Annotated in this window: 14 protein-coding genes and 1 pseudogene; 4 read left to right on the top strand and 11 right to left on the bottom strand. The window is 63.2% G+C overall.

All coding sequences use genetic code 11. The annotated features are described in order from the left end of the window. Window positions 1-123: 123 nt before the first annotated feature. A complete protein-coding gene (locus VIO10_RS10685; protein WP_331963534.1) occupies window positions 124-273 on the bottom strand; it encodes a hypothetical protein in 150 nt (49 codons plus the stop codon). Between the two features lie 2,105 nt (window positions 274-2,378). Between VIO10_RS10685 and VIO10_RS10680 the strand changes: the two genes are divergently transcribed. Continuing rightward, entirely contained in the window at window positions 2,379-2,945 is a 567-nt protein-coding gene (locus VIO10_RS10680; RefSeq protein ID WP_331963532.1) for a collagen-like protein, read from the top strand. 1,128 nt (window positions 2,946-4,073) lie between these two features. Here VIO10_RS10680 and VIO10_RS10675 read toward each other — a convergent pair. From VIO10_RS10675 to VIO10_RS10655, 5 genes are all read right to left on the bottom strand, one after another. Continuing rightward, window positions 4,074-4,376: a hypothetical protein gene (locus VIO10_RS10675; protein ID WP_331963529.1), complete on the bottom strand. Its 303-nt coding sequence runs from the start codon at window positions 4,374-4,376 to the stop codon at window positions 4,074-4,076. 190 nt (window positions 4,377-4,566) lie between these two features. Continuing rightward, complete coding sequence (locus VIO10_RS10670) at window positions 4,567-5,577, bottom strand: LLM class flavin-dependent oxidoreductase (RefSeq protein ID WP_331963527.1); 1,011 nt, start codon at window positions 5,575-5,577, stop codon at window positions 4,567-4,569. Between the two features lie 56 nt (window positions 5,578-5,633). Continuing rightward, complete coding sequence (locus tag VIO10_RS10665; protein WP_331963524.1) at window positions 5,634-6,416, bottom strand: SDR family NAD(P)-dependent oxidoreductase; 783 nt, start codon at window positions 6,414-6,416, stop codon at window positions 5,634-5,636. Between the two features lie 93 nt (window positions 6,417-6,509). Next, window positions 6,510-7,037, bottom strand: a complete 528-nt coding sequence (locus VIO10_RS10660) for a cyclic nucleotide-binding/CBS domain-containing protein (protein WP_331963521.1) — start codon at window positions 7,035-7,037, stop codon at window positions 6,510-6,512. Between the two features lie 93 nt (window positions 7,038-7,130). Continuing rightward, a complete protein-coding gene (locus tag VIO10_RS10655) occupies window positions 7,131-8,750 on the bottom strand; it encodes an NAD(P)/FAD-dependent oxidoreductase (RefSeq protein ID WP_331963518.1) in 1,620 nt (539 codons plus the stop codon). Window positions 8,751-8,878: 128 nt separating this feature from the next. Between VIO10_RS10655 and VIO10_RS10650 the strand changes: the two genes are divergently transcribed. Beyond that, window positions 8,879-9,538 carry a TetR/AcrR family transcriptional regulator gene (locus tag VIO10_RS10650; protein ID WP_331963515.1) on the top strand — a complete coding sequence of 220 codons (660 nt, stop codon included), beginning with the start codon at window positions 8,879-8,881 and terminating at the stop codon, window positions 9,536-9,538. 102 nt (window positions 9,539-9,640) lie between these two features. Here the strand turns inward: VIO10_RS10650 and VIO10_RS10645 are convergent, their stop codons facing one another. Beyond that, the gene (locus VIO10_RS10645) at window positions 9,641-10,096 is read right to left on the bottom strand and encodes a hypothetical protein (protein WP_331963512.1); all 456 of its coding nucleotides are present in this window, start codon (window positions 10,094-10,096) and stop codon (window positions 9,641-9,643) included. 167 nt (window positions 10,097-10,263) lie between these two features. Here VIO10_RS10645 and VIO10_RS10640 point away from each other — a divergent pair, with 167 nt between their 5' ends. Continuing rightward, window positions 10,264-10,920 carry a sulfotransferase family protein gene (locus VIO10_RS10640; protein WP_331963509.1) on the top strand — a complete coding sequence of 219 codons (657 nt, stop codon included), beginning with the start codon at window positions 10,264-10,266 and terminating at the stop codon, window positions 10,918-10,920. A 3-nt stretch (window positions 10,921-10,923) separates the two neighbouring features. On the opposite strand, the gene VIO10_RS10635 is transcribed toward VIO10_RS10640, so the two are convergent. The 3 genes from VIO10_RS10635 to VIO10_RS10625 form a co-directional block, all read right to left on the bottom strand. Then, complete coding sequence (locus tag VIO10_RS10635; protein WP_331963506.1) at window positions 10,924-11,970, bottom strand: acyl-CoA desaturase; 1,047 nt, start codon at window positions 11,968-11,970, stop codon at window positions 10,924-10,926. Window positions 11,971-12,064: 94 nt separating this feature from the next. Continuing rightward, the gene (locus VIO10_RS10630) at window positions 12,065-12,934 is read right to left on the bottom strand and encodes an ion channel (RefSeq protein WP_331963503.1); all 870 of its coding nucleotides are present in this window, start codon (window positions 12,932-12,934) and stop codon (window positions 12,065-12,067) included. Window positions 12,935-13,049: 115 nt separating this feature from the next. After that, window positions 13,050-13,631, bottom strand: coding sequence for a GNAT family N-acetyltransferase (locus tag VIO10_RS10625; RefSeq protein WP_331963500.1), 582 nt, complete (start codon window positions 13,629-13,631; stop codon window positions 13,050-13,052). Window positions 13,632-13,926: 295 nt separating this feature from the next. On the opposite strand from VIO10_RS10625, the gene VIO10_RS10620 reads away from it, so the two are divergent. Then, window positions 13,927-15,462: a wax ester/triacylglycerol synthase family O-acyltransferase gene (locus VIO10_RS10620; RefSeq protein WP_331963497.1), complete on the top strand. Its 1,536-nt coding sequence runs from the start codon at window positions 13,927-13,929 to the stop codon at window positions 15,460-15,462. A gap of 944 nt (window positions 15,463-16,406) precedes the next feature. Here the strand turns inward: VIO10_RS10620 and VIO10_RS10615 are convergent. Further along, a pseudogene (locus VIO10_RS10615) lies at window positions 16,407-16,823 on the bottom strand (ArnT family glycosyltransferase); the annotation flags it as partial. Window positions 16,824-16,890 lie beyond the last annotated feature (67 nt).

Below are 16,890 nucleotides of genomic sequence, written 5' to 3'. Positions count from 1 at the left end.
CGGCTTCCCTGAAGCCGGCCTGCAGGGCGAGAGGTGAATTGGGGAGAATACTCGAGCGCGGTACGACGCAGCCTGGCGGAGCAAGTGCGACCAATCGCGATAGATGATTGCGCCAGAACCGAATCATGGCGACGCGCACTCGGGCGCATGCCCGGCCAGCGGGGTGAAGGGCGTCGATTCGTTTTCGACCGATTGGTAGGGAGTGAAATTGCCGCAGAGATCGCGAGTGGGTGGAATGCAGGCGATCGGGATGGTGCGTTTCACTCTTTTCACTTTGAGTTTAGGACGGCGCGGGAGGATTCGGCAGTTACGTTCGTGCTGGTTCTAGGGGGAACATTTCTTGACGGCAAATTCGGATACGACGATTGACACCGGGCATCGTTCTGTGAGAGCAATGTCCCCGTTAAAGTGTCCCGGGGGGGACCGCGATTAAATTCCGGGATCCCACGACTGGGCAGGCAAGCCAGAGGCGTTTTCTGGCGCGAGTTTCTAGGGAGGGACGTTAATGCACGTATCACTCAGGCATGCGCGACGCGTCATTTTGGGCACCGCGGTGGCGGCGCTGTTTCTCGCCGGTATGCCAAGCACCGGTCAGGCGCAGACGGATGAAGGACTCATTTCGATCTGCGTAAACCCGAGTGGCGGGGAAATAAAATTGCCGCTCAGCAAACTCTGCAAAAAACCCAACATACTGCTCACTTGGGATCCGAATGGCTTGGAGGGACCGGCTGGACCGATCGGCATCGCGGGTCTGCAAGGACCGGCAGGGCCGACCGGGCCTACGGGTGCAAATGGAGCGCAGGGCGGGCCCGGAGCAGGCGGCGCGATCGGAGTAGCTGGCCCGACGGGAGCGAGCGGACCGTCAGGCCCGCAGGGTCTTGCAGGACCGGCCGGCCCGATCGGATCGACTGGAACGCCGGGAGCGAGTGGACCGGCAGGCCCGGGGGGTCTTGCGGGAATAGCCGGCGCGATCGGAGTGATTGGTCCGACGGGAGCGAGTGGACAGGCAGGCCCGTCGGGTCCGGTGGGACCGGGGGGTGCAGATGGACTGGTTGGAAACCTCGGGCCTACAGGTCCTGGAGGCGAAGGCGGCGGAATGGGTGCGCAGGGACCACAAGGACAGCAGGGTGCGCAGGGTCTAACAGGTTCGAACGGACTGCCGGGACTCGCGGGCTTGAACGGGACCAACGGAACGCAATCGTTCCTGCTGACTGGCGGCGACTTGGGCTTTAAGGTCCAATTTTACAATTATATTAACTTTACTGGGCCTAATGGGCCTAATGAATTTTTACTGGGCGGCGCGTCATCAACCCCAATTCCGGGGTGGAGCCCTCTCTACTACGGCCCGGGCAACGGGGTTGACCAGGTTCTCAACAGTGAAGCGGTGCCAGTCGATGCCGGGGTCGCCAGCCACCTCTACGTGGAGACCGCGAGCACCGCCTCCGGGGCCAATCCCGAACCGTTCCCAAGCACGTACAAGTTTGAGCTATGCATAAACAGTAATTGCCATACCGGCGTTACATGCACGATCACTCTCCCGACCCTGACCGAGTGCCAAGACTTGGTAGATACACAGGCGTATAACGCGGGCGATGACATCGCGCTTAAAGGCATAGCATCGTCGGGGTGCGGCATTGATTGCGCGCAAGCGACCAACGTGAAGTGGTCAGTAGTTTATGCGCTGACAACGCCGCCGCCGCCGACGCCGACTGCGACGCCAACCCCGCCAGCCCCATGACGGCGCAATGACAATGAAAGAGCAACAGGTAAGGCAGGGTACGAGAATGGCAACAGTGAGGGAGGGGACCAGAATGCCTCAATCTTTTAAGAACGCGTGGCGCTGGCTCGTCGGAGCATCGGCGGCCGCGATGTTAATAGCGAGTATCACGCCGGCGGCAAACGCGGACGTCATCACGCTGTGCTTAAAGCCGAGCGGACAAATCGTTGGGATAGACGTTCCTTGCAAAACCAACAAGCAAATCCAATTGACTTGGAACCTCCCCGGACCGGCAGGCGACCAGGGAATGCAAGGGGTCATGGGACCCACCGGTGTCACAGGTGAAGCCGGGCTGACGGGCACAAGCGGCGGCATCGGTCCGGTGGGACCGACGGGACCCACCGGTGCAATGGGTCTGACGGGCCTGGGTGGTTCGCAAGGCCTTGAAGGTCCAGTGGGGCCGACGGGAGCCAGCGGTGCACAGGGCAGAACGGGTCCCGCAGGTTCGCAAGGCGATGTAGGTGCAGCGGGACCCACGGGACCCACCGGTGCAATGGGGCTGACGGGCCCGGTTGGTGCGCAAGGCGCTGTGGGTAATGTGGGGCCGTCGGGATCGCTGGGTCCAGTGGGCTTTACGGGCCCTGGGGGAGTGCAAGGACCCGTGGGTATTGCAGGACCTGCCGGAAATACCGGGCCATCGGGACCTACGGGCCCGACGGGATCTCAGGGACTCGCGGGCATCCCCGGCATCACCGGCACGAGCGGGGACAATGTTTCGACTCTAACCGGCGGCACGCTGGGCGACGTGATCGGCGGGGATGCGGCTATCGAGCTGACATCGAGCACTACTTCGGCGGCGCCGCTATATATGGCGCCGGGTAACGGAGCAGATTTCGTCCAGGGGACACTACAAGTACCTACTCCGGGTGGCATCGCATCCAATCTGCAGGTCCAGCTTTGGGCGCCGAAATTCCCGGGCGGCCCGGGCACTGGCAATGCATACACATTCGTCGTATGCGTCAACAGCACCTGCGATCCAACTACGCCCGGCGTGTCATGCACAGTTACAGACCCCGCCTCGACCTGCACTGACGACTTCGCCACCACCGGAGACGAAGTGACTTTCAATCCGGGCGACGCGATCTCCATTGTGGCCTTCAACTCGGCGGGCGATTCCAGCACCGTCAGTGTGACATGGTCTCTGGATTACGCCCTGGGGCCACTATAAGGGCTGCGGGAGGGGATCAATGAGTTCGTTAGCAGAACGCGGGACGGCCAGAGGGCAAAAGACAATGGAGGGCGTGAACATGCCTGCTTCCTTGAAATTCGCGTGGCGATGGATCGTCGGTGCGACCGCCGCCACGATAATCAGTCTGGTAGCGCTTCCAGGCATTGGCCAGGCGGCTTCTTTGACGATTTGTATCAACAAGAGCAACGGCCGAATCAAGGGCATCAACGTCCCATGCGGCGCAAAACAGATTACGCTCTCGTGGAATACGGTTGGACCGGCCGGACCGACCGGACCGACCGGACCTGGGGGACCGCAGGGCTATCCTGGCGCGCAGGGAGCGGCGGGTTCAGGCGGTTTACCTGGTCCGGCTGGACCGCAAGGTGGGGTTGGACCGCAGGGTAATCCAGGCCTGGCGGGTCTTACCGGAGCGACGGGTCCGAGTGGGCCGCTAGGCGGGACGGGATCGCGGGGTCCGCAGGGCTTGGCGGGTCTTACAGGAGCGAATGGTCCGACTGGGCCGCAGGGAGATTTCGGACCGCAGGGTCCCCAAGGCCTGGCGGGTCTTACCGGATTGCAGGGTGCGAGTGGGCCGCAAGGCGGGACGGGACCGCAGGGTCCGGGGGGGGTTTTCGGACCGACGGGACCTACGGGCCCGCAAGGATTTCAGGGTAAGTCGGGGATTCCCGGACTGGTCGGTCTGCAGGGCGCTACAGGTGTTTCGGGCACCAACGGGACCAACGGCACAAACGAGACGAACAAATCCTTCATGACCGGAGGTTCGCTGGGCACTTTTGGCTTTGACGCGGATCTCGCGTTGTCCGGCTTATATCTCAATAGCCCCTTGCTCATAATGGGTCCGGGCAATGGCGCGACCTCCATCTGGGGTGACACCTTGGCGCCGGTGAATCATTGCGGCACTTCATCCCACCTGTTCGTAAGTATCGATAATCATCCGGGCGTCGATTTGAATCTCCAACCCGTAACCTTCTCTTTCGGTGTCTGCTATGGCTTACCTACGGCGCCGTTTTGCCCCACCGTCAACTTCAGTCCTCCGCCGTACCTGTCTTGTGCCATCACCGACCCGGACACGACTTGCAGCGACACCACCGACTCCCTGCCCTACAATCAGGGCGATATAATTGGAGTGGCTGCGTATTCCAGCGCAGCTGGCCCCTTGGTGAATCCCGTCAACGTGAAGTGGTCGCTAACTTTTGAGCACCAGTCGCCATGCCCCACGCCCAGCGCTACGCCGACTGCGACGGCCGCGCCGACGATCACGGCCACAGCGACTGACACGCCGACTGCGACGGCTACGGCGACTGGCACGGCGGTAGCGACGGCCACAGCGACTGACACGCCGACGGCGACGGCCACGGCGACGGCCACAGCGACTGACACGCCGACGGCGACGGCGACAGCGACAGCCACGGCGACAGATACCGCTACGGCGACAGCGACAGCCACGGCGACAGCGACTGTCACGCCTTCGCCGACGCCTACCCCGCCGTTCGTTACGACGCCTACGCCTACGGCGACTCCGTAGCAGATTGAGATTACTTTCGTGACTGGAAACCCCCGGGACGCAAAGTCCGGGGGTTTTCTTTTTCTGGAGACGGAGCTACTTGAGACGCGGCAGGACTTCGGCGCCGAACCGGTCGAGCGAGCGCCGCGCCTTGGCGGGATCGAGTCCCGGCAACTGCATCACGACGACCAGCTCGGTCATGGGAGTCGAGGCGAAAATTTCCTCGAGCTTTACGGCGACTTCGGAGGCCGTTCCGAGCACGCTGGTGCGTCTAAGCCGGTCCGGGTCGGGGCGAATCAGCACCTTGCTCTGGTCGGTGGTGCCGGCCGCCGCGGAGAGCCATAGCCCGTAAAGCTCGGCCTGGTACATGAGCGCGTCGCGGGTGTCGCGCCACGCCTGTTGCTCGCTGTCGGCGACGTAAACCACGCGGCTGTTCACGATACTGTAGCGGGCGGGATCCTTGCCGGCGGCTTTGAGCGCCTCGAGATAGATGCCGATTTCCCTGCGGCCGCCGACGCAGGCGAACGACAGATCGAGCTCGGCGGCGCGCCGAATCGCTTTGGCCGCGCCTGCTCCCCAGAGCAGCTCGGGATGCGGCTGGGCCACGGGCCGTGGCAGCACGCGCACGTCGCGGAACTTGAAATATTTGCCGTCGAAACTGAACCGCTCGCCGCTCCACGCCAGCTTGAGAATCTCGATGGTCTCGAGCGTGCGGCCCAGCCGCTGCGCGCGTGGCACGCCGAAGCCCTCGAACTCCTCGGCCCGGTAACCCAGGCCAATCCCCAGCCGCAGCCGGCCGCCCGAGACCACATCGACGAACGCTGCGTCCTCGGCAAGCTTCAGCGGATGATAAAAGGGCGCGAGCAGGACGTAGGTGCCGATGCTGACGCGGGTGGTGCGCGCGGCGATGGCAGCGGCCGCGGGCATCAGTGCGGGCAGGTAGCCGTCGTCGGTGAAGTGATGCTCGGTGAGCCAGATGGAATCGAAGCCGAGCTGCTCGGCGGCCTCGGCCTGCGCGAGCGACTCGCGGTAGAGATCGCGAAAGGACAGGGCCGAGCCCGGAGGATTGCGGAAATCGAGCTGATAGCCAACTTTCAGCTTGCGCACGATTCACCTCATGGCGGAAGTTGCGACGGGTTGTGCGTCGGCTGTCGGCGCGGCGCTCAACGCGCGGCGAGACCGCCGTCAACAATCAATTCCGTGCCGGTGATATAGGACGCGTCGTCGGAGAGCAGAAAGACGATCGCATTTGCGATCTCCCACGGCGTCCCCTGCCGGCGCAGCGGGATTCGCGTGGCGACGGCGCTCTCGCGATCGCCGATCAGGCGGCGCACCATCGAGGAATCGATCAGCCCGGGCAGGATGGTGTTGACGCGGATGTTGTCGCGCGCGTGCGAAACCGCGGCCGAGCGTGAAAGCCCCAGCAGCGCGGACTTGGTGGCCTCGTAGGAAATCTGCGAGTTGCTGCGCAGCGCGGCCAGCGACGAAACGTTGACGATCGCGCCGCCGCCGGCTTTTGCGATCTCGGGCACCGCGTAGCGCATCATCAGGAAATGGCCGCGAAGGTTGACCGCCAGCATCGTGTCAAACTGCGCGGTGGTGGTCTTCAACAAGTTGCCGCCGACGGCGATTCCGACGTTGTTCACCATCAGATGGAGCGCGGAGAACGCGCGGATGGTTGCCTCGACGGCGCCGCGGCATTGCTCCTCGAGGCTGACGTCGGCGGCGACCGCTGCGGCGCGTCCACCTTCGTCGCGAATTGCGGCGGCGGTCTGGTCGGCGAGTTCGAGCGAGCGATCGGCGACCATCACCGCCGCGCCTTCGCGCGCGCACGCGATCGCGGTGGCGCGGCCGTTGCCGATGGAGAGTTTCTCACCCGCTTTGGCCGGTCCGTCTGCGCCGCCTCCGACGATTAACGCTACTTTGCCGCTCAGGCGAGTTTGCATAGCTGCGGAATTAGCGCGGGCGTGTGCAGCGCGTCAAGAGAACCCGGCAACGACAGCGCTTGAGGAGCAGCGGCAGCGGCGCGTCGGGCGTGGTCAGGCGCCTTCGCGACTCTTGAACCGGTGCTGACTTGGATCGGGCGGTATATTCAGCATTTCACTGGAATAAATCTCGCCGAGATACACGATCAGATCGCGCATCGAGACCACCGCCGTCGGACGGCCCGCGTCGTCAACCAGCGGAATGTGGCGGAATCCCTCGAGCACCATCTTGTTCAGCGCGAACGCCACGTTGGCGTCGGCCGGGAGCGTGAACGGATCGGCAGTCATCGCCACCGACACCGGAGTGCGGACGAGGTCGAGCGGCTGGGCCGCCACCTTCATCAGGACGTCGCGTTCGGTGAAGATGCCGGCGAGCCGGTCGTTCTCCATGATCAGCACGCACGCGCGCCGCTCCTTCTGCATCAGGTGAATCGCGTCGGCGAGAGTGGTCGAGGCGGAGACAGTCAGCGCCGGCTGCGATACAACGTCGCTCAGCACGGTGTGGGCAAGGGCGGATTCAAGAATGGGACCGGGATGTTCGTCGTCGAACACCTGAGCGCGGGGATCGTCGTCGCCAGACATGATTGAGCCCTCCGATGCCGATATTCTGCGATCACTCAGTCTAGGACGTTCTCCAACATAGGGCAAAGGGCCGGTAGTGGTTCAATTTGCTTCTCAAGAGCCGGTTGCCGAACCTTGGCGCGGCGGACCCAGCACCTCGCCCACGAGGCCATCGCCGGTCACTTCCGCCGCCGCCATCAGACCCGAGAGCGCGGTGCCCATGATGCCATGGCCGGTGCGGCAACTCGCGCCGCACAGATAGAGGCCTGCAACCTCGGTCTTCGAGCCGGGGCGGCGCAGCAGGAATTGATCCGGCGTGGGCGCAATCCCGTAGGACGTTCCGGCTGTCGAGCCGGTGTACCTGGACTGAGTAAGCGGAGTCGCAACCTCTTCAAATGCAATCTGATGCGACAGTCCGGGGAAAACACGCTCGGCGGCCGCGATGAGCGAGCGAGCGTATGCCAGCTTGCGGTGCCGGTATCCTTCGCTGCGGCGGTAATTGCGGCTCGCGGCGTCCTCTTCGTTCACTCCCCACGCGGTTGGATCGGACGGGACGATAGACATGACCTGGAGGTTGGTGATCCCGTGCGGCGCCACGCGCGCGTTGGTCGGGTCCTTGAGCGACGCGATGGTCGCATAGGCGAACGGCTGCTGGGGAAACTCGCCACGAGCGGCGGCCGCATAGGCGGGCTCGCAGTCGTAGCCGGGATTAATCAGGTAGTTGGTGCGCGGATGATGCTCGGCCTTCAGGTCGCGCCGCACACCGAGATACAGGACTCCCAAAGCCGGGGACATCTCGAAGCGCCGAGTGCGATCGACGGTCTTGGAGTGAAGGTGCTCGGCGCCGACCAGCTCGATCATCGTGCGCTTCAGGTCCGCATCCGAGATCACGATCGGCGCCCGGATGAAACGCCGCCCCAGGTGCCTGCTGTCCAGCTCGACTCCCTCGACCTTGCCGTCGCGCACGGCGATGCGTTCGACCTTGGTTAGCAGTAGAAGCTTGCCTCCGTATCGCTCGACCGCGTCGGCCAATCGATCCGAGATGACCTGTCCGCCGCCTTTGGGATAGTAGGCGCCCTCCATGTAATGGAGCGCGATGGCCGCATGGACCAGGAGCGAAGCGCGGCTCGGCGGCATGGCGTAGGTGCCGTTTTGGGCGGTCAGGACCGCCCTTAGCCGCGCGTCCTTGGTGCAGGAGTCGAGGAATTCGCCCAAGGTGGCATTTCTCCAGCGCAGGAGCATCAATGAGCGGATCAGCGTCGATGGGGCCTGGGCCGGATTTCCCATGAGCTTCGAAAACCGATCCATCTGGCGAAGCAGCGTGAGGTAGCGGTCGATGCCACGTCGCTCGCGCGGGAAGTATTCGCAGAGACGGTCGCGAAAAACCTCCATCCCCTTGGGAATCTTGAACACAAAGTCGGGAAAGATCAGCGTGTCGTATCCGTCCGGATCCAATTCTTCGAACTCCAGATCTGCGATTCCCGCGGCGCGCATCACCCTGGTCAGCATCCCATCGGCCTGGCAAGCGCCGATGTAGTGGAGCCCGATATCGAACTCGTAGCCTCTGCGCCGGAAGATAGTGGCGTTGCCGCCGGCCACGCTGTGCTGGTCCACGACCAGAACTTTTTTGCCCCGGCGCGCGAGGATTGCCGCGGCGGTCAAGCCTCCGGTGCCCGCTCCCACCACAATAACGTCGAAGCGTTCGTCGTTCAGTTCTCGATAGCGATCGCTCATGGTTGTGGCCTCATGGGTTAGCCGGCGCAGCCGCTTGCGCTTGGTGGGGTTGCTTGTTAACGTTGTTAACATCAAATGTTAACGTTGTCAACATTTGCTCGTATCGCCGCCGGGAGGAATTATCGGGCTTGACGAAACGGATTTTGACTGCTCGGTCGCGGCGCGGCCGCCCCCAGACGGGCCGCCCTCGCCGCCCCTACCATCACGGCAACCTGCGCGAAGCGATCCTGCAAGCGGCGCTCAGGCTGGTCGAGGCCGTGGGTCCCGGCGGGCTCACGCTTCGTGCCACGGCGCGTTTGGCGGGAGTCTCGCAAGCCGCTCCCTACCGGCATTTCGCCGGCAAGGAAGCACTACTAGCAGCCGTCGCAGAGGAGGGGTTTCGAGCGCTGACTGCCATGCAGCGCGGTAGCGCGCGCCATAAGGGCGACCCTATCGAGCGCTTTCAGGCCTTAGGGCTGGCCTACATTGGCTTCGCGAGCAGCCACCCATCCCACTTTCGGGTAATGTTCGCGCCCGAAGTAGCCGACAAGGTTGCTTATCCCGCGCTAGCGAAGGCGGCGGCGGAAGCTTTTGGCCTGCTGGTGGATGTCATCGCGGAGTGCCAGAGGGCAGGAAAGGTGAAAGAGGGAGATCCGAAGGAGTTGGCGCTCGCCGCTTGGTCCGTTGTTCATGGGCTCTCGGCGCTCGTGGTTGACCGCCAACTATCCGAGCTGTACCCGGTGAAGGTCGAAGAGATGGCCAGGAGCGTGACGCAGCGCCTGTTCGACGGCCTGGTGTTAGGTTCGTGATCGGCTGGCAGTTCACAAACGGGTACTGCAAATTGTCGTTGACACACGGCTCCTGGAACTTTTCCGCTTCGTTTCCCGCCAGCCTTCGAGGCCGGATCGCTCCTACGGTGCAGCCGCTAGGGGTTCGAGTCGGATGGGGACCGTTTTGCACTTTTCGCCCCAAGTGAGAAGGCCGCTCCGAGTGTCGGCGCCCTCGAGGAAACGCACCCACCAGTCGGCCACGCCGTATTTCTCCCGCAGCAGCCGGTGGACCTTCGCGTGCGCCGCGGGATCAGGCAGCGCGCGGTATCGCCGGGTTTCGCCGCCTCGTTCGATCTCGACGATCGGGTGCGCGTCCATGTGCCGGATCCACCACTGAGCGTTGGCGTTGCCGGGGTGAATCCAGGAATACGGTCCGTCATCGACGATCCAGAGCCGCGCCTTGCGCACCGCTGCTGTGGGCGTCGGCTCGTGGACGACAACGACCTCTCGGCCAACTTCGATCAGGGCCAGGTGTGCGAGGACGTAAGTCACGCAGACGCCGGCCACGATCGCGGCGACGATGATCGCTTGTCTCATCGCGTGCGCGTCCAGATGCAGCCGGCCGCCACGAAGCTGCGCGTAGTCATTGAGGCCCCATAGTTTTCCCGACCTTCGGAGTGAACGCGATGTCCATCCTAATGCGCATCGACTTCGAGGACCAAACTGTTGTAAACGGACATGAATGCTCGGCCAGGAGTCTTAAGATGGCATTGAAGGTCGTCGGCGCCGGATTCGGACGAACCGGCACGCTCTCACTAAAGAGCGCGCTTGAAAAACTCGGCTTCGGCCCCTGCTATCACATGATGGAAGTTTTTCCGCGAGCCGATCACGCCGCGATGTGGCATCGGCTGGCATTCGGGCATCCGATGGACTGGGAGCTGATATTCCGCGACTTCCGCGCGACGGTCGATTGGCCGGGGGCGCGCTGGTGGCGCGAAATCGCCGCTCATTACCCGGAGGCGAAGGTGCTGCTGTCGGTGCGCGATCCGGAAAGCTGGTACAAGAGCGTGAACGATACCATTTACCAGCTGATGAAATTGCCACTGCACGACGGCGTGCCCGAAAACTTTCGGCTCCAGAGCGCGATGGTGCGCAAGGCAGTTCTCGCCGATACGTTCGACAACCGCTTCGAGGACAAGGCTCACGCGATCGAGGTGTTCGAGCGGCACAATCAAGCGGTCCGCGATGCGATCGATTCCGCGCGCCTGCTGGTGTTCGACGTGCGGGAAGGATGGACGCCGCTGTGCCGCTTCCTCGAGGCGCCCATCCCCGACGAACCGTTTCCGCGGCTCAACGACAGCGCGACGATGCAGGCGATGATCCGGCAGATGCAGGAGTCAGTCCGCCGGTCCCCAGACTGAGTTCTAAGAGGCCCCTTCGGCTTCGCTCAGGGCAGGCTCGATCCGGGCTGCGCCTGGGGACCGGGCCGCAGGCGCGGCAGAGGGATTTGTCGCGATGCGGGCCTCGTCGAGCAGGGACTCATCGAGGAGTTCTGTGGGCACCTGGCGCAGCTCCCAGATGATGCCGGCCGCTTCGAGCATCTTGAGCAGGTAGTAGGTGATGTCGATTTCCCACCAGAAAAAACCGTTGCGCGCTGCGGCCGGGTAATGATGGTGGTTGTTGTGCCATCCCTCGCCAAGCGTGACCATCGCGAGCGCGAAGCTGTTGCGGCTGTCGTCGCCGGTCTGGTAGCGGCGCCGGCCGAAGACGTGCGCCAGCGAATTGATGGTAAAGGTGCCGTGTCCAAGGACCACGGTCGAAATGAAAAAGCCCCAGATGAGCATTTGCGCGCCGGTCGTGTGCAGCCCCGGCGCGTGGCGCCGGAGAAAAGCCCCCAGCCCAAACAGCGCGAAGCCGACAATGGCCGGGACCAGCACGTCGAAGCGATCGAGAAACATCAGCTCCGGAAATTTCGCGAGGTCGCGGACCACGCGCAGCTCGGAGCGGAAGTTCGACTCCGACGTGATCCATCCGATGTGGCTCCAGATGAAACCATGCTGACGCGGCGAATGAACGTCGGCGGGCTCGTCGGAGCGCTGATGATGCAGCCGATGATGCGATGCCCACCATAGCGCCCCGCGCTGCACCGCCGCCGCGCCCATCACGGCGAACACGAACTGCGCGGCGCGCGAGGTCTTGAACGAGCGATGCGAAAAATAGCGATGGTAGAAGCCCGTGATCGCGAACATCCGGATGAAATACAGGGCGACCGCGACGCCCACCGCGACCGGGCTCCATCCGACCCAGATCACCCCGAGGCACATCAGATGAACTGCGACGTACGGGATGCATCGGAACCAGTCGGTCTTCTGCAGCAGGTCGGCCGCGGGACTGCCACCGGCCGAGGTGTCGAACCACCGCGCGATCGCAACCAGAAATCTGCGAGATGTAGCTGGTGTCCCTGAGGTCACGGCGTTTCTCCGCCCCGTGCCGGAATCAATCCCGCACGCCGGCTGCTGATGATGCCCAGATTTGCGGGGCTGAGTGAACCGGCACGAAATCGCTTCATTTGACCGGCGCAAGCATTTCGACGTCGTCGAAGCGCGTGTAATCGATGCTTCTGCCGCCATCAGGCTGGAGTATCAGCACGTCGGCGAAACGCGCGCCCCAAATGATTTCGTCAAGTGCGTAGGTATGCCGGGCATGAATGGTCTGAGAAAACGTCTCGTCGAGTCCGGTGATCGACACCACGATTTCAGGCTGGCTATTGGCAAGCGAGTCGTGCGTCGCGCCGAAAAGCGGACTGCCTTCGACGATGCGATGGACCGCGGTCCAGGAAAACACGAACATCGCGCTGCGGTTGCGCGTCATGGCCAGATCGTGGAAGCGGCGGAGGGATTCGCCCTCGACGGTGGTTTCATTGCGGGTGAAAACGACGTGAATATTCGCCTCGACGATTCGGTTCGCGCGCATGTTCGCCATCCGGATCATCAGGCTGGTGGTGCCGTCGCGCGGGCCGACGACCACATAGCGGCTGAATCTGACGCGCGCTGTGGGCCGCGAGAACTTCGCGAATACCAGCCCGGTCATCAGCGCCAGCGCGATCAGTCCGGTCAGCGCCTCGACGGAGACCATGATGTTCGACAGCAGCGTGACCGGCACCATCTTGCCGTAACCGATGGTCGCCATGGTCTGTACGCTGAAAAAAAACATGTCGGCGAACGAGCGGTAGTGGGCATTCTCGACCCCGCCGTCGAAGTAGTAGCCGATGGCAAACACAAGGTTGGCGATGATGAACGCCACGGCGATTATGCCGATCAGGGCCGGCCACGAAGCCGTCACCAGATAATGGTAGAGGTCGTCGAGCGCGCGGGTGGGCGCGCCGCGAATCGGACTGTCACCCTTCATGCCGAGGTTGATTGGCCGCTTGGGCATCGCGGCAGAATATAGCGGATGGCGTCCCTTGAGGGGACCACTTGCCCTGTTCGAACTTATATCAGCGCGGGCCAGCGGCCAGCCAGGACACGGTCGAAAGTCCTCAGTAAGCTGCTCAGGCGACGATGCGGTCGGAGAAGCCTTCGACGTCGTGGGTCATGATGATGAGGTCGCGGGAGCGGCCGCGGCGGTCCTCGACCCAGTCGGAAAGCATCGCCTCGACTTGAAAGCCCAAGCTCTCGAAAGCGGCGCGCGCGGCGCTCTGCTCGGTGGTCATCTGGGCGGTGATCTTTTTAAGTCCGAGCGAGCGCGCGAGATCGAATACTTCGGCCACCAGGCGCCTGCCGAGCCCGGTATTGCGGAAACGCGACGAGGTGATGACTCGAATTTCGCCGACGTTCCGGGTCCATCGCGCCTGATCAAGATGGACGCTGGCGTAGGCGGCGAGCTCGCCGTCAATCTCGGCCAGCAGCGTGAGGGTCTGCCCGTTCTTGATGTTATCGATCCACTGCCTCACGACGCTGCGGTCGGTGATGTCGGTGCGCAGGAAGAGCAGGTCGTCGGCGGGGAGCTTCTTGGCGAATTCGATTATCTTGTCGAGGTCGCTGGGTTCCATGACCCGAAGGGTCGCGCTACGGCCGTCGCGGAGTTTAATCTGGATTGGATAGGGGCGATTGGTCTTTATCTGCTCGGGCATTGAAACCTCCGGCAAACCGGTATGCGCAAGCGCGGCGATCGACAATGCGGGCAAAACGCATTCAATTTTTCAAGATTCAACTTTTCAAAAGTTGTCCAGCGTGAGGCCCCGATTTTAGATCAGCGCGGACGGCCCGGCAAGGGTCGCGGCGGCAAAACCTGGCTTGCATCTCAGCGGCCGTAAGGCCTAAGTTCAAAATTCGCGGCACTGTCATTTCCAGGACCTTCTCGACTGGGACGCGGTGGCACACCCGTATCCCCAGCTCGAGGAAAATCCGGCTCGGAGGTGAGTTCAAATGGCCGAAGCACCTGTATTTCCATCCGCCTCGAGCTATCGACTGTCGACTCAGGACGCAACCTTTATCTACGGCGAGTCGCAAAGCGGTCCGCTGCATATCGGGAATATCGGACTGTTCGAAGGCCGCCTCGATTTCAACGCCCTGCTGGGGCATTTCGAGGAACGGATGCATCTGGTGCCGCGCTACCGGCAGCGGCCGATCGAAGTTCCGCTGAATCTCGCGCACGCCATGATGGAAGACGACCCGGAATACTCGCTCGACAACCACGTGCATCTCCATCAACTGCCCGACGCGATGAGCGAAGGGGACGCGCTGGCCGAGATGATGCGCATCTATGAGAAACCGCTCGACTTCAAGCATCCCCTGTGGGAACTGCACACGTTCCACAACCTGGAAGGAAATCGCACGGCGCTGCTGTGGAAGGTGCATCATTGCCTGGTCGATGGCGTGTCGGGGGTCGAGCTGCTGAAAGTGATGTACGACTTTCGCGCGGAGCCGGCGGACATTGCCCAGCCGCCGGAGCCATGGGTGCCGGCGCGGCCGTCGAGCCTGATTCGGCGGTTCGGGGAGGCGGTGCGCGACCGGATCGACGGCGCGGTCAAATCAACGATCAACGCGGCGGTCGAAGCGGTCGAGGCTCCGGGCTGGGCGGTGGAGCGCGCGCGGCAACTGGGGGTGGCGGCGCGGCTGATGACCGAGCTGGCGACGCGGCGAATAGTGGCGACGCCGTGGAACTCGACGCCGGTTACGCAGGAACGGATCATGGCATGGACGAGTCAACCGTTCGCGGACTTTCGCGCGATCAGATCGGTGTTCGGCGGGTCGGTCAATGATGTCGTACTGGCAATTTTGACCGAGGGCGCCGCGCGCTACTTGCAGCATCATGGGTACGCCGTCGACGGACAGCAACTGCGCATTGGATGTCCGGTCAACGTGCGGCACAAAGAGGAAAGGACTTCGCTGGGGAATAGGGTCTCGATGATGTTCCCGAGCTCGCCGGCGGCGCCGATGGATATCGTCGAGCGGCTGAAATTGATCAGCGAGGAGACCGAGCGAATCAAGGCGGCAGGGCTGGCGCAGGCAGTGGAATCGTTATTGCAGCTCGGCGACGCAATTCCACCGAGCGTGATTGGTCCGGTAGCGCGCGCGGCGACCACGATGATAGACGCCGCCGGGCGGCTGACGAAGTGGATGGATTGGAAGCCGCGGCCGGACGGTTTCGGGCTGCCTGCATTGGGGGTCAATTTTATCGCGACCAACGTGCCGGGCGTGCAGGTGCCACAATATGTAAACGGACACGTTTGCCTGGACATGGTACCGCTGGTGCCGATCGGCGCCACGCTGGGATATGGAGTCGCAATACTAAGTTACTATCGGAATCTATACTTCGGAATGATGGCGGAGCCGCGGCTAATGCCCGACGTTGCACTGATGAAGGCGTTCGTCGATGACGCGTTTGCGGAGCTGAAGCGGCGATGCGTAGGAGATTCGGCGGAGAAAGCGCGACAGGAGCTGGCGCTGAAGAGCGCGTAGGATTTGCCGCGTTTGAGGAGCACGAGGCGGCGGTTGCCGTAGTCCGAGGTGAGGACGGGTTCGAGGTCGAGGGCGTCGCGCTGACGGGTCTTCCATACGTCGGCGGGCACGATGATGAAGCCGGGGGGCGCGTCGCCGAGACGGCCGTGGAGAACTGGCGCGTCGCGATCGAGGTAGAACAGCAGCGGCGCGATCTCTTCCTGAAATCCGTAAACGTAGAGCGGGTCGGCGGGTGCGACGACGCGGGCGATTTCTTCGGCGGCGGGCCGAAATGAATCGTCGCGGCATGAGCGGACTTCCATCCGCGGTATATAGACGAAGTTAAAAACGGCGAGCCCGGCGCATAGGGCGGCAAATGCCCGGGTCGCGGCGCGGCGCCATGCAAGCGGAGGGAGGGTGATGATCCACCACGCGAGCATTACCGCGGCCGCGGGCCATACCGGCAGCAGATAGGAGCGGCGCTTGTAGGCGGCGATGCTGAAGAAGACGACGGTAGCGAAGTAGAAGATCGCGAAGAGGCGGACGGCACCGAGGGCGCGGCCGGAGTCGCAGCGCGTGGGGGAACGATCGCCCTCACCCGCGCTGCGAAGCGCATCGCGGCCTTGCCCGGGGGTATAGGCAGGATCGAAGCGGCGCCGAGTGAGTAATGGAGTGAGTAATGCGTAAACGGCGGCGACCGGGACCATCAGGCTCAGCGGGGCGGAGTTGAGCAGTACGGGTTTGAGGTAGTACCACGGCGCCATCGCGCCCAGCGAGCCGAAGAAGCGGCCGACATTTTCGCTGTCGAGCTGACGATTGAGCAACGCGAAGCGTCCGCCGAAGTAACATGCAAGATACCAGCTCGAAGCGATCGCGGCGCCGAGGATGATCGCGCCGGGATCGAGCATCGTCAGGATCTGGCGTCCACGGCGCTCGGCGAACATGAAGATGAGGATTGAAACGCCGGGAAGAATTGCGCCGACGGGGCCCTTGGCGAGCACGCCGAGACCGATCGCAACCGCCATCAGATAGAGCGCGGGCAGGCTGGATTCGAAGCGCGCGGCGGGACCGGAAGAGGCCGCGTCGCGCGGCATCCACCACAGAAATGCGAACAGGGCGAGCGACTCGAAGAAGCACAGCGTCATGTCGACGCGGCCGTAGCGGCCCTGGCTGACGTACTGATAGGAGGCGGCGAGGGCGAGCCCGGCGAGGACGGCGGCGTCGATGCCGAGGAATTCGAACGCGAACAGCATCGTGAGGACCGCGCCGGCAACCGCGTAAAGCGCGGATGGGAGGCGAAGGTTGGCGGCGGTCACTTTGCGGATTGCGGCGAGGCGATCGATTGCGACCGCGGTCCAATGAAACAGCGGAGGCTTGTACATTGGGGCGACGCCGTTCTCGACCGGGAACAGGAGATGGCCGTGCTCAACCATCTGCTGGACGAACACG

Origin of the sequence: Candidatus Binatus sp., assembly GCF_036567905.1 — a bacterium.
GTDB lineage: Bacteria > Desulfobacterota > Binatia > Binatales > Binataceae > Binatus.
Note: the sequence above shows the minus strand (reverse complement) of the source record. Positions and strands in the feature narration are given on the sequence as shown.